Annotated in this window: 9 protein-coding genes and 1 pseudogene; 7 read left to right on the forward strand and 3 right to left on the reverse strand. The window is 69.8% G+C overall.

The window, feature by feature from the left end:
* The first annotated feature begins 120 nt into the window (after positions 1 to 120).
* A complete protein-coding gene (locus tag FFT21_RS23050) occupies positions 121 to 606 on the forward strand; it encodes a DUF4433 domain-containing protein (protein WP_137816027.1) in 486 nt (161 codons plus the stop codon).
* 9 nt (positions 607 to 615) lie between these two features.
* Positions 616 to 1,716, forward strand: coding sequence for a type II toxin-antitoxin system antitoxin DNA ADP-ribosyl glycohydrolase DarG (gene darG, locus FFT21_RS23055; RefSeq protein WP_137816028.1), 1,101 nt, complete (start codon positions 616 to 618; stop codon positions 1,714 to 1,716).
* A 320-nt stretch (positions 1,717 to 2,036) separates the two neighbouring features.
* On the opposite strand, the gene FFT21_RS23060 is transcribed toward darG, so the two are convergent.
* Both FFT21_RS23060 and FFT21_RS23065 read right to left on the reverse strand, forming a co-directional pair.
* Complete coding sequence (locus FFT21_RS23060) at positions 2,037 to 2,249, reverse strand: type II toxin-antitoxin system HicA family toxin (RefSeq protein ID WP_137816029.1); 213 nt, start codon at positions 2,247 to 2,249, stop codon at positions 2,037 to 2,039.
* Positions 2,246 to 2,470 carry a type II toxin-antitoxin system HicB family antitoxin gene (locus FFT21_RS23065; RefSeq protein ID WP_137816030.1) on the reverse strand — a complete coding sequence of 75 codons (225 nt, stop codon included), beginning with the start codon at positions 2,468 to 2,470 and terminating at the stop codon, positions 2,246 to 2,248. The genes FFT21_RS23060 and FFT21_RS23065 overlap by 4 nt, the downstream gene beginning before the upstream one ends.
* Before the next feature lie 143 nt (positions 2,471 to 2,613).
* Here FFT21_RS23065 and FFT21_RS23070 point away from each other — a divergent pair, with 143 nt between their 5' ends.
* The 5 genes from FFT21_RS23070 (at position 2,614) to FFT21_RS23090 (ending at position 13,574) form a co-directional block, all read left to right on the forward strand.
* Complete coding sequence (locus FFT21_RS23070) at positions 2,614 to 3,717, forward strand: beta family protein (RefSeq protein ID WP_137816031.1); 1,104 nt, start codon at positions 2,614 to 2,616, stop codon at positions 3,715 to 3,717.
* 108 nt (positions 3,718 to 3,825) lie between these two features.
* On the forward strand, positions 3,826 to 7,473 hold the full coding sequence (locus FFT21_RS23075) for a DUF6079 family protein (RefSeq protein WP_137816032.1): 3,648 nt from the start codon (positions 3,826 to 3,828) through the stop codon (positions 7,471 to 7,473).
* Positions 7,470 to 10,148: a BREX-2 system phosphatase PglZ gene (gene pglZ / locus FFT21_RS23080; RefSeq protein ID WP_137816033.1), complete on the forward strand. Its 2,679-nt coding sequence runs from the start codon at positions 7,470 to 7,472 to the stop codon at positions 10,146 to 10,148. The genes FFT21_RS23075 and pglZ overlap by 4 nt, the downstream gene beginning before the upstream one ends.
* Complete coding sequence (brxD, locus tag FFT21_RS23085) at positions 10,148 to 11,467, forward strand: BREX system ATP-binding protein BrxD (RefSeq protein WP_137816034.1); 1,320 nt, start codon at positions 10,148 to 10,150, stop codon at positions 11,465 to 11,467. Before pglZ ends, brxD begins: the two co-directional genes overlap by 1 nt.
* Positions 11,460 to 13,574: a DEAD/DEAH box helicase gene (locus tag FFT21_RS23090; RefSeq protein ID WP_137816035.1), complete on the forward strand. Its 2,115-nt coding sequence runs from the start codon at positions 11,460 to 11,462 to the stop codon at positions 13,572 to 13,574. The genes brxD and FFT21_RS23090 overlap by 8 nt, the downstream gene beginning before the upstream one ends.
* Before the next feature lie 41 nt (positions 13,575 to 13,615).
* Here FFT21_RS23090 and FFT21_RS29285 read toward each other — a convergent pair.
* A pseudogene (locus tag FFT21_RS29285) lies at positions 13,616 to 13,809 on the reverse strand (hypothetical protein); the annotation flags it as partial.

Consider the following 13,809-nt stretch of genomic DNA (forward strand, 5'->3'; position numbering starts at 1 on the left):
GCCCTGCGGCCGCGGCAGCGACTCCACCCCAGACAACGTCACGGCTGGGCACCGTACCGGTCACCACGACCCTCGTCAGCTCACCACGCTGACCAGCACACATGCCTTATCTGAACCGCATTGGACCCGGACAGGAGCTACCCCCAAGACAAGTTCGTAGCCGACCATGTGCCCTTCTATATCGCCGCGAAGTCGCCCATGTTGTTCGCCGTCACCCGGGGCCATATAGATTACAACGGAGGCGACGACCAGCTCGTCTTTCTCGGTGTCTCACTTGGGCGTATCGCCGAGTCTGACCTAACATGGTGTGTAAGCGACCAGAACGCTGCGTGTGATCTTGTGAGCTTCTCGCGGGAGGTTGATCAATTAGGCGGATTCGTCGACTTCGACCTACTGTGCCAGCGAATGTGGAACAAGACGCCTGACGATCAACACAGGCCGAGCCGGCGAGCAGCAGAGGTGCTGGTGCTTGATCGAATGCCGCTTACGCTGGTCAGCCACGTGATCGCGAAGACGCGGGTCACGCTGAGCAAGGCCGAGGAAGCACTCCGGACTGTCGGTGGGACCAGGCAGTATCGCGTCGAACGAGACTTCTACTACAGCTAGGGGGACACGATGATCGTCAACGGCGAAGGTGATCTCCTTACGGCCGACGTCGACGCGCTGGTCAACACCGTCAACTGCGTCGGGGTCATGGGCAAGGGCATCGCGCTGCAGTTCAAGCGTCGGTACCCCGAGAACTTCAGGCTGTACGAGGCCGCCTGCGAGCGTGGCGAGGTCCAGCTCGGCCGAATGTTCGTTACCGATCTTCACTCGATCAGTGGTCCTCGCTACATCGTCAACTTCCCCACGAAGGGTCACTGGCGTGCACGCTCGCGGATAGCGGATATCCGCGCCGGCCTCGATGACCTTGTACGCGTCATCCTTGATCGCGAAATTCGCTCAATAGCGGTACCTCCACTCGGCACCGGCAACGGCGGCTTGCCGTGGCGGGAGGTCGAACCGCTCATCAGGGAGGCCCTGGGTAACCTTCCGGACACCACCGTGCACCTCTACACTCCGTCGAATGCGGCGCGTCATCTCGCACCGCAGCCAATCAAAATGACGTGGGGACGCGCGACCTTAGTCGAACTGGTCCGGGAGTACGTCAACCGACGCCTGAGTATCGAGCCGTGGGAGGAACTGAACGGCGCCTCGCATCTGGAAATACAGAAGTTGATGTACTTCGCCCATCTCGTCATGCCTTCCTTGCGGCTGGACTTCGCGCGCGGGCGCTACGGGCCATACAGTGAGGAGGTACGCCATCTTGTCAAAGATATGGAAGGTGTATTCCTCGAAGGTTACGGCGACGGAACGTCGCCGGTGCAAAAGCTGGACCCGATAGCGCCCACCCCGGACGGGCTGGTGGAGCTAGAGCGTTACCTCCATGGATCGAAAGACGGCGGCAAGGTCCGCACCGAGATCGTGGCTCCTGTCATGAACATAATCAACGGATTCGAGAGTCCCTACGCGATCGAGCTTCTCGCCAGCACTCACTGGGTGGCCTGGCGAGAGTCGTGTCGTAGTCCTTACGACGCGTGGGCAGCTATTCAGACGTGGACGCCACGCAAGAGTCGACTCTTCACCGAACACCACGTATCTTCCGCGTGGCGGAAACTCCGCGACGTCGGACTGCTCCCGCTGGAGGAGCATCAGACTCCTGGCGAGCGCCCTTGACACGCCGCGGCGTGCGAGTCGAGCCGCGAGTTCCAGCGCCGAGAGGTGTGCTGTGCGGGTGACCGCGTGGAGTAACGGCAACCCTCGCCCTTCCGGGGCCGGCTACGGAGTGCGCCTCTCCGCAGCGGACCGCGATCGGCATTTCGACAGGAGCTGGACCAGCATCGTTCTTGATCTCGGCGCGGGAGAAGTCACGGTCGTCGCCCTGTCAGCGTCGTTCTGGCGGCGATGCGCTGAGCTGCGGAGTGCGTCCATCGGACGGTGGCTCCTTGGTCGTGGCCTCGCCCCATGGCCGAAGGGCCAGCCACCGAGGCTCGTTCTCAGGCACCTGCACGGCGACCGGTTCCAGCTACGCCATCCCGAGAAGTAGGGCCGCCCCAGACACCGGTGCCATGTAGCGGGATCACGACCGCGGGGCCATCCTCGCGCCGGTAGACGGCGTGGCTTCCCTTGGTCCGCGCGTAGACGAAGCCGGCAGACTCCAGGGCGCGAATGACCTTTCGGACGGGTAGGTCGGAAAGTGCCGGGCTCACGCCGCTCCTGGAACCCTGAACGACGTCACCAGCGGCGTGGCGGGGATGTGCTCTTGAGGGTCGGGTACCTCGGACAGATAGAGCTCCACGGCCTCGGCGAGGTTGGCAAGGGCCTCCGCGATCGTCTGGCCCTGGCTGGCCACGTCGACCTCCAGGCACTGCGCGACGTACCAGTCCTCCTCCTGGTGCAACGCCGCCGTGAACGTCCGGGGTGTGTCCATACGCCTAGTTTTGCACCCTCGGCCCTGCCGCGTCTGCGGTTCGGCGGCCGCGAGCACACTCTCGTGGCTCCAGGAAGCGTCGTCGAGCGCGGCCCACCCGATCAGACTCTTGACCGGCCAGACTGATCGTCGCCCAATCGAGTGTGGCGCTACGTCACACAGGGGAGACAATGGGTGATAACGGCTGGTCGTACGTGCCGATTCTGAAGAGCAAGGCGGCCGAATTCGAGGCCCTGAAGCACCTCCGCCGGGCCACCGTGGACATGATCATGCCGTTGATCGACGTGGTGTTGCCGAACCCGACGAGGAGCAAGCCGCCTGCGACGCGGCCCGACCCGGCGGCTCTGGCTCTGGACCTCCTCGGCAACTGGCACCTTCGCCGCCGTATCGCCGTGGACGTCGGGCCGCTCGGCCAGACCGACGCCGGCCCCGCGCTGATCGTCGAGATCGCACGCCGTACCCACGGCTACCAGCTCCGTGTGGTGCCCACCGTGCATTTCTCCGATCCACCGGACACCGTGGACGCGTTGCGGGAGGCCGCTCGGTTACTGGGCCACGGCGCGTGTCTCCGCGTCACCGCGGAAGACCTTTACCAGCACCCGGGAGATTTGGCGGTCTGGACGGATGGCCTGCTGGACGATCTCGAAATGCAGCCGGACGAAATTGACCTGGTGTTCGACGTGGGTACGCTGAGGAACGACACCCAGGTTGACCAGTCAATAACTACGTGCCGAACTCACCTCGGCTCGCTGGCGCACACCGACCGGTGGCGATCGATCACCGTGGCCAGTGGCGCCTTCCCGCAGGACCTCTCCGAGGTTGAACCGTGGGAGGTGACCGAGCTGCCACGCCGCGAAATCACGCTGTGGAGCGCGCTACAGGACCCGCGTCTTCCATTACGCCGCCGACCGGGATTCGGTGACTACGGGATCGACCATCCGCCGCGCAGGCAGCCTGTACCGGCCCGCCCTGCGCCAAACGTGCGGTACGCCGTGGACGGTCGCTGGCTCGTGCTGCGCGGGACCAGGACGGACCCGGATGGAAACGCCCAGTTCCACAAGGTGTGCGGAGAACTCGTCCACCTGCCCGAATGGTGTGGGGACGACTTCAGTTGGGGCGACGGCCAGATCGCCGCGTCGGCGCGCCGAGACATCGGTCCGGGCATCGCCCGGAGCTGGCGGTCGTACGGCACCAACCACCACATCGAGTTCGTAGTGCATCGGCTCCGGACCACGGGCCGACCCTGATCGCCTTCTCGGCGCGCAAGCCGGGGGATGTAACGGACAGTGCCGTCACGGCGCACTACTGTCGTGGACACTGTCGGCAGGCGACATGACGAGGGAAGTGAGCACGTCGTGACACAGCCCGGCGCAGGGACCAGCCAGCCGCCGCTGCTGCGCGAGCTGATCCCCATTCCGGAGCGTATCCACCGCGGCGACTTCGTGCTGAAGCTGACCGAGGGCGTGGAGCACCGGGCCGCGACGCTGGACTCCTATGTCGTCACGCCGCAGCTCCTGGTGGCCTTCGACGAGGCCCTCGGTGTGATCGGGTCCGCCCTGGCCGAGTCCAGCTCCAAGGCCACCTACCTGCACGGCTCCTTCGGTTCCGGGAAGAGCCACTTCATGGCGGTGCTGCACGCCCTGCTGGACGGTGACGTCGCCGCCCGGGACAAGCCCGGCTTCGGCAAGCTGATCAGCCGGTACGGCTGGCTGGGCGAGAAGCGGTTCCTGCTCGTCCCCTACCACCTGACCGGCTCGGAAAGCCTGGAAGCCGCGCTGCTCGGCGGCTACGTCGACCACGTCCGCCGGCACCACCCCGACGCCGCGCTGCCGCCGGTCTACCGGGTGCAGGGGCTGCTCGACGACGCCCGGCAGCTCCGCGATCGGATGGGCACCGAGGAGTTCCTGAAGGGACTGGCCCCCAGCTCGGACCCGGGATGGGGAACCCTGTCCGCGCCGATGACCGCCGACGAGCTGGATCACGCGTTCGGCGCGCCGGTCGGTTCCCCCGAGTCGGACGACCTCATCGCGAAGGTCATCGAGGCGTACTTCCCGAACTACGTGGACTCCGTGCGTGGCGCGGCGAACGCGTTCGTCCCGATCGACCAGGGCTTGGCCGCGATCAGCCAGCACGCCCGCTCGCTCGGCTACGACGCGGTCGTGCTGTTCCTCGACGAGCTGGTCCTCTGGCTCGCCGGCAAGATCGGCAACCCGGAGTTCATCGCCCGGGAGACCGAGAAGGTCGCCAAGCTGGTCGAGTCCGGTGACGCCCGCCGGCCGGCGCCGATCATCAGCTTCATCGCCCGCCAGCGTGACCTGCGGGAACTGGGTATCGGCGCGGAGCGGACCGGCGCGGAGCTGCAGTCCTTCCACGACCACCTGAACTACTGGGACGGCCGGATCGGCCGGATCACCCTGGAGGACCGCAACCTCCGCGCGATCGCCGAGCAGCGGGTGCTCAAGCCGTACCCGGGTAAAGAGCAGACCATCCGGCAGGCGTTCGAGCGCACCGGCGCGCTGCCCGCGGGGGTGCGGGACGTCCTGCTCGGATCGGGCGACGCGGACGCCTTCCGGCAGACCTACCCGTTCAGCCCCACCTTCGTCGACGTGCTGGTGCACGTGTCCTCCGCGCTGCAACGCGAGCGGACCGCGTTGCTGCTGATGAAGCAAATCCTGGTGAACCGGCGCGACGAGTTCCGGCTCGGCCAGCTCGTACCGCTGGGCGATCTGTTCGACGCCATCGCCGACGGTGCCGACCAGCCGTTCACGGACAAGCTCAAGCACGAGTTCGACCAGGCCCGCAACCTCTACCAGCGCACGCTCCGGCCCATCCTGCTGCACGACCGGGGCCTCAACGACGACCAGGTCGCCGGGCTGGCCGAAGCGAACCCGGCCGCGATCAAGGCGTTCCACAGTGACGACCGGCTGGTCAAGACGCTGCTGCTGGCGGCGCTCGCACCGGACGTCCCGGCACTGCGCGACCTGACCGCGCGGAAGCTGGCCGCGCTCAACCACGGCACCATCACCACGCCCATCCCCGGCCAGGAGGTCGGCGAGGTGGTGCGCCGGCTGCGCCGCTGGGCGAGCCGGGTCGCCGAGCTGCAGGTGGGCGAGGGCGCCGACCCGAGCGTCCGGCTCAACCTGGTGGGCGTGAACCTGGGCGCGATCCTGGAGCGCGTCACCCACCTCGACAACCAGGCCGGGCGGCGGCGCCTCATCCGGGACCTGCTGTTCGAGGAGCTGCGGGTCAAGGACACCGGGACGATGTTCGTGGAGCATCGGGTGGCCTGGCGCGGCAGCCAGCGGACCGTCGAGATCGTCTACGGCAACGTCCGCGACCGCCAGGAACTGCGGGACGAGATGTTCGAGCCCTCGCAGAGCGACCGGTGGCGATTCGTGATCGACTTTCCGTTCGACGCCGAGACGCACTCGGCGGCCGACGACCGGACCCGCGTGCTCGGCCTGCGGGAAACGCTGGGGCACACCCAGTGCGTCGCGTGGCTGCCCGCCTTCTTCACCGCCGACACCCTCGACAAGGTCAGCCGGCTCGTCCGCGTCGACTACCTGTTGGACGCCAACCACCTCGACGAGAACGCCGGCCATCTGGGCGCCGAGGACCGGCAACGGGCCAGGGACCTGCTGCGCAACCTGCAGGGCTCGCTGCGGAGCGAGCTGAAGGATGCGTTGCGGAACGCCTACGGGCTGCTCGCCCGGCCCCGGGAGGAGGTCGTCCAGGACTGGACCGACCACCTGGTGAGCCTGGACCCGGGCGTCACCCCACGGCTGGACGTCGGCCGGCCCTTCGCCGACGCGCTGGTGTCGGTCGTCGACCAGCTCTACGCGGCCACCTACCCCAAGCACCCCGACTTCGACCCGCACCGCAAGGGTGAGGTGCTGAAGGACGGGGACCTGCGGACCGTGCTGGACGTCGTGCGCCAAGCGGCGGACGCCCCGGAGAACCGGGTCGAGGTGGACAAGCCGTACCGGGATGCGCTGCGCCGCATCGCCCACCCGCTGCGGATCGGCGAGGAACACGGCGGCCCGTTCGTGCTGGACCGCCACTGGGAGAGCGAGCTGGAGCGGATGGCCGCCCGGGAAGGCATCGCCGAGGGCACCATCCCGGTGCGCCGGGTGCGCCACTGGCTGCGCGAGTACGGCCTCGAACGGCGGGTGGAGAACCTGCTGATCGCCACCTACGCCGAGCTGACCCACCGCGGCTGGATGCGCAACACGCAGACCATCGAGGCACCGTCCACTCCGGACGCCGTCACCGACGAACTGACGCTGCACCGGCAGGTCCTCCCGTCGGCCGAGGACTGGACGCTGGCCTGCGCCCGCGCCGGCAGCCTGACCGGCGTGGACGTCCGTACCACCGTCATCTCGCCGCGGGCGGTGGCCAGGTTGGCCCGCGTGGTGGGCGACAAGGTCGACCAGCTCCGCCTGCCCGCCGTCGAGCTGGTGGAGATGCTGGAGGAGTACGCGGACCGGCTGGGGCTGGACACGTCGGCGAGCACCGGCCGGTACGCCACCGCGGTCACCGGCAGCCGGCTGCTCACCGATCTGTACCAGGTCAACGACCCGACGGAGCTGGTGGCCGCGCTGGCCCGCGCCGACCTCCGCGGCATCGAGCCGGTGGTGATCAGCCGGTCGTTGGAGAGCGCCCGGGCGGTCTCCGACGCACTGCGCCGCGCGGATTGGGACGTGCTTGACCACCTGAAGGACCCGCGCGCCGCCGACGTCCGGGAGACCCTGCGGCGCAACGCCAACGCCAACGAGCAGGCCGCCAGCCTGGCCCGCGCCCTCGACACCGCCAAGCGGGAACTGATCAAGATCCTGTTCACGCCGGAGCCGCCACTTCCACCCCCTCCGCCGCCTCCGCAGGGCCCCGAGGGCTCCGTGACCGGGACGCTGGACACCGTGCTGGCCGCGCTGCGCAGCTTCGCCGAGGAGCACCCGGGTGCGCGGATCGAGGTGCGGTACCGCGCCGTGGGGCCTGAGGAATGACGGCGGCGAGCCTCGCGTCCGCCACCGAGAACGCCGTCGTCACCCGGGTGAGGCGGCTGCTCGCGGACGTCGAGCCGAGCAGCCGGCGGGGCGGACCGGTGGTCATCGGCATCCGGACCAGGGGTGTGCCCGAATGGGCCGGCGACGAGGTGGTCACCATCGACAACCGTCGAACCCGGTTCGTCGCCTGCCCGTCCGTGCTCGCCATGCTGGACGCCCTCGCCGAGACCAGGGCCGAGGACGACGCACTGGTGGTGTTGACCGACCGGGACCCCGGCGAACTCGGCGACGCGGTCATGGCCCGGCTGTACCGGGAGAAGCTCTACGACGTCAGCAAGTACACGCTGCTGCACGACCTGCTGCAGACCAAGCAGCTCGATCCGCGCATCCGGGCCAGCGACCAGGCGTGGCTGGTGGATGCGCTGGTCGGGCTGGCACAGGGGGTGGGGCTGCCGGCCGCGCACGGCACCGTGCTCAGCCGGGAACTGGCCGTGGCGCACGTACTGCGGGCCCGGCTTGGCGTCGAGCCGGACACCCTGGACCTCGTCGGCCTGATCGGAGCGCTGGACGACGCACCGACTCGGACCCTGTGGCGGTCGCTCCCCGAGGACGAACGTCACGGACTGACCGAGCGGCTCGTGGAGATGCTGGGCCGGCCCGCCGAGGTGGTCACCAGGCTTGCCCGGTCGCGGGACGACCTGCTGGCCGAGCTCCTGGTGGCCGACGTGCTGACCGCTGCCCCGGCGACCGACCCGGTGGCGGCCGAGCGGTACGGCGGGTTCCGCCACTCGCGGTTCGGGTCGTACGAGCCGGCCCGAGCGGACGTGCGGACCGCCGCCCAGCACGCCGTGCGGTTCGCCCTGGACAACGACTCCGAGCGGGTCCGGCACCAGATCCGCCGCGCGGACATCCTGCTCGCGGAGCTGAACGGGGTCGGGTTCGCCCAGCACAGCCGGGTGCTGCCGAGCGGCTTCACCCAACGGCTCCAGCGAGCCGCGCAGTCGTCGGACGGCGCCGACCTTGCCGCGCTGCGCGAGCATGCCCTCGCCGAGCAGGAGGCAACACACGTCCGCCGGGTGGAGGCCGCGGTGCGGTTGCGGCGGTGGCTGGATGCGACCCCAGAGGCGCGCCTGGCCGGGATCGACGACGCACTGCGCCGGCACGCCCGCGAGCTCGCCTGGGTCGATCGGGAGCTCACCCAGGTCCGGCAGGGCTCCGCGGACGACAGCGTGGCGGCCGCGCTGGCCGACGTCGCGGATCGGGCCGGCCGGCGCCGTGACGAGTTCGACCGCGCTTTCGCCCGGCTGTTGCCGGACGCCGCGCACGCCGTTCCGGACGACGTCGTGGGTGTCGAGTCGCTGCTGCCCGAGGTCGTCACTCCCCTGGTACGGCGTCATCGCGTGCTGCTCGTCGTGGTCGACGGCATGTCCGGCGCGGTGGCCGCCGAGATCGTCGACTCCGTCGTCCAGGACGGCAGGGGCGGATGGACGGAGGTCGTTCGCGCCCCGGACGGTGGCCGGGACGCCGTGCTCGCGGCCTTCCCCACGGAGACCAGCTACTGCCGGACCAGCCTGCTGGCGGGCTCGCTGCGCAGTGGTACCCAGGCCGACGAGCCGCAGGCGTTCACCAAGGCTCCGTTCTGGCCGCCGAACACCCGCGCCGTGCTCGTCCACAAGTCCGGGGTCGGGGGCACCGCGGGCAGCGACCTCGGGCCGGAGCTGGACGAGGCGTTGAGCGCGGAGCGGGAGCGGCAGGTCGTCGCGGTCGTGCTGAACGCGGTCGACGAGTCGCTGCCGACCAGTCGCCAGTCCCACGATCCCGCGTGGACCTACCGGGACGTCCCCGGCCTGCCGCAACTGCTGGAACGGGCCGCCACGGGACGCTGGATCGTCGTGCTCACCAGCGACCATGGGCACGTGCTGGAACACGGCTCGGAGCGCCGGCCGGACGACACCGGCGGTAGTCGCTGGCGCCAGCCCGAATCGCCGTCGCGCCCGGGAGAGGTCGCGCTTTCCGGGCCCCGCGTGCTGGCACCGGGAGGCAGCGCCGTTCTCGCGGCCAGCGAGCGCCTGCGCTACGGCAGGCGGGCGCACGGTTACCACGGCGGCGCCACCCTCGCCGAGGTGGCCATCCCCCTGGTGGTGCTGGTTCCCCCCGGCGCCGAGTCGGAGCGGGCCGGCGGCGAGATCCTCGACGGCTGGGCCGTGCAGACCATGGGACCGCCGGACTGGTGGACCGGCCGTCCCACCACCGCCACGCCGCTCGCACCGGCCGCGCCGGAGCGGCCACGGAACCGGCGCAAGCCCACGCCGCCCCCGGCCGAACCGGACCTGTTCACGCCGGACCACGGCGACGGCCGTTCACGCGGGGACCGGCTCATCGCCTCGGAGACTTTCCAGGTCACGCACCGTGGCCAGCCCAGGAACCGGGTGCCCGCGCCCGAGGTGTTCGCCGCCGTGGTGGACGCACTGATCGCGGCGGGCGGCCGCCTGCCGGTGGCCGCCGTGCTGCAGGCTGCCGGCACACCCGGACGCAACCCGCGCGGCGTGGTGACCGCATTGGCCCGGGTACTCAACCTGGACGCCTACCCCGTGATCACGCTGGCCGACGGCGACCGTACCGTGGTCCTCGACCAGCACCTGCTCGACGAGCAGTTCCCGCCGGAGGACGGGTGATGGCGGAGATCAGCGCGGCCCGGCGGCGATCCGTCCTGGCCGCGCTCCGGCGGGGAACGGTTCCGGAGAGCGGTCTGGACCTGTTCGCGGTCGGCATGGAGCGCTTCGCTCCGGCGTTCGACGAGGAGCTCGACCGCTGCGTCGCGGGGGAAGCCGAGTTCAAGGCGGTACGCGGGGAATACGGCTCGGGCAAGACCTTCCTCGCCCGGTGGCTCGCCGAACGGGCCAAGGCGCGCGGCATGGCCGTCACCGAGGTCCAGGTGTCCGAGACGGAAACGCCGCTGCACCGGCTGGAAACCGTGTACCGGAGGCTGTGCGAGGGCCTGACCACGGCCACCACTCCGGCGAGCGCCTTCCGGTCGGTGCTCGACGGCTGGCTGTACGCCCTGGAGGAGGACGTGCTCGCCGAGGGCAGCGTACCCGCCTCCGACTCGGAGGCGCTCGGAGCCGCGGTCGACGCACTCCTCGCCCAGCGGCTCGGCGACCTCGCCCGCACCACCCCCGGCTACGCGGCCGGCCTGCGTGGCTACCGGCGCGCCGTCGCCACCGGGGACGTGGACACGGCCGACGGTCTCAGTGCCTGGCTGGCCGGTCAGCCGCACGTCGCCGCCAGCGTCAAGCGCGCCGCCGGGGTAAAGGGCGACATCGACCACTTCCTCGCACTGGGGTTCCTGCAGGGGCTGCTGACCGTGCTGCGCGACGCCGGTCATCCGGGGCTGCTCGTGGTGCTGGACGAGGTGGAGACGCTGCAGCGGGTGCGCAGCGACGCCCGTGCCAAGGCCTTGAACGCGTTGCGACAGCTCATCGACGACGTGGACACCGGCCGATTTCCCGGGCTGTACCTCATGGTCACCGGCACGCCGGCGTTCTTCGACGGTCGGCAGGGCGTGCAACTGCTGCCGCCGCTGGCGCAGCGGCTGCACACCGACTTCTCCACCGACGCGCGCTTCGACAACATGCGCGCCCCGCAGGTTCGGCTCACCGGATTCACCCTGGACCGGCTCGTCGAGCTCGGCCAGCGAATCCGCGACCTCTACGCCGCCGGGTCGCCGGCCGCCGACCGCGTCCGGTTGCTCGTCGACGACGCCTACCTGCGGACGCTCGGTCAGGCGGTCGCGGGCGGGCTCGGCGGCCGGGTGGGCGTGGCACCCCGGCTGTTCCTGCGCAAGCTGGTGGCCGATGTCCTCGACCGCGTCGAACAGTACGAGGACTTCGACCCCCGCAAGGACTACGCGTTGACGATCAACGCCACGGAGCTGACCGCCGCCGAGCGCGAAGCGGCCGCGGCCACAGCCGACGACGTCGAGCTCGATGTCTGACCGTTTGGCCGGGGTGGCCTCCCTGCACCCGGTGATCCAACACCACCTGGTCAACACCCTGCATTGGCCGGGCCTGCGTGCCCTGCAGGAGGCAGCCGTCGCTCCGGTGCTCGAAGGCACCGACGCCCTGCTGCTGGCACCGACCGCAGGCGGCAAGACCGAGGCGGCCATCCTGCCGCTGCTGTCCCGAATGGCATTCGAGGGTTGGACGGGCACGTCGGTGCTCTACCTCTGTCCCCTGCGTGCGCTGCTGAACGACCTGCGGCCTCGGCTGCACGGTTATGCAGCCTGGTTGGGGCGTTCGGCCGAGGTCTGGCACGGTGACGTTGGCCAGTCCGCCCGGCGACGCATCCTGCGGGATCAGCCCGACATCCTGCTCACCACGCCGGAATCGCTGGAAGCGATGCTGGTTTCCACCACCGTCGACGCCCGGCATGCCTTCCGGCACCTGCGCGCGGTGGTCGTCGACGAGGTACACGCCTTCGCCGGTGACGATCGCGGCTGGCATCTGCTGGCCGTGTTGGAACGCCTTTCCCGGATCGCCGCGCGTCCGCTGCAGCGCATCGGACTCTCCGCGACCGTGGGCAACGCCACCGAACTGCTGACCTGGCTACAGGGCGCGCACACCGATCGTCCTCGAAGCCTGGTCGCCCCCCACGTCTCCGACACGCCGGACACAGACGTCACCGTCGACCACGTCGGAACAGTGGACAACGCCGCCAAGTTGCTTTCGGTCCTGCATCGCGGCGAGAAAAGGCTGGTCTTCGTGGACAGCCGGCGAAGGGCCGAAGAACTCGCCGCGGCTCTGCGCGCTCGAGACGTCACCACCTTCGTCTCGCACTCGTCGCTGTCGGCCGCCGAACGCCGCAGGTCCGAGGACGCGTTCGCGGAGTCCCGGGACTGCGTCATCGTCGCCACGTCGACTCTGGAACTCGGCATCGACGTCGGCGACCTCGATCGCGTCGTCCAGATCGACGCGCCGCGGACCGTTGCGTCGTTCCTGCAACGGCTCGGCCGTACCGGTCGTCGGCCGGGCACCAGCCGGAACTGTCTCGTCCTCTGCCTGGACAAGGCCGCGGTGCTCCCCGCGGCGGGACTGCTGCGGCGCTGGTTGGACGGTTGGGTGGAACCCGTCACCCCGCCACCACATCCTCGGCACATCGCCGCGCAGCAGATGCTCGCGCTGGCGTTGCAGGAACACACGATCGGGTTGAACACGTGGCGCGCATGGTGGGGAGATCTCTCCCTCTTCGACCGTAGCGCACCGGCGATCATGCGACATCTCGTGGACTCCGGATACCTGGAGCGCGACGGCGACCTCGCCTTCGTCGGCCCGGAGGCGGAGCGACGGTTCGGCCGCCGATACTTCGCCGACCTGACCACGGTTTTCAGCGCGGCGCCCGAATTCCTGGTACTCGCCGGTCGGGAAGAGATCGGCCGTGTCGGCGACGACGCGCTCATTGCCGACGTGCCCGCCGGCCAGCCCCGCGTGTTGCTGCTCGCCGGGCGCGGGTGGCAGGTGAATCACCTCGACTGGCAGCGCCGCCGCTGCTACGTCGAGCCAAGCGAGTTGCCCGGCCGGGCGTCGTGGCTCAGTTGGGGTGATGGGCTGTCTTTCGACGTCACCAGGGGCATGCGGGCGGTTCTCCTCGGAGCCGAACTTCCCGGTGTCGCACTCACCCGCCGGGCGTCCGCGGCCCTGAACGACCTCCGTGAGCAGCACGCCAGCCACGTCACCCTGGAAGGCACCCTCATCACCCGGTCTGGAAAGGGCGACCTGCGTTGGTGGACGTGGGCCGGCACCGCCGCCAACCGCACCCTGCACGCCTCGCTGCCCGCTGTCGTCGACGAACGCCAGCGCATCGGCGACAGCGCCCTGCGCCTGCGACCCGACCTGTCCCTCGACGACGCGGCCCGTATCCTCCGTCAGCCGTCGGACCTCCGACTACCCGACATCAACGAGAAGGCCCTGGCCGGCCTGAAGTTTTCCGCCGCGCTTCCGGAAGACTTGGCTCGGGAGACCGTCGCGGCCCGACTCGCCGACACCACCGGTGCAGCAACCGTGCTCGATGAGCCCCGCAAGTTCGTTCACGACGCCGCTGGGTGATGTCTCACACGTGCCGCGGCGCAGCCGCCGGACGTGCAGGCCTACCTATCGGTCATGGGGTCGTCGCGGAGTTCGGCCTTGCGCTTGCGCCAGCGTTCGAGCATGTCGGGGAGTTCTTCCTGGACGAACTCGAAGAACGCGACGGACTCGGCGAGGCGGGTGCCGGCGGGGGTGTCCCGGCCCAGCGTGTCGACGCCCTCGCGCATGACGGCGTTCCACCGGTCCATCATCCGTT

Source organism: Gandjariella thermophila (genome assembly GCF_005405885.1).
Lineage (GTDB): Bacteria > Actinomycetota > Actinomycetes > Mycobacteriales > Pseudonocardiaceae > Gandjariella > Gandjariella thermophila.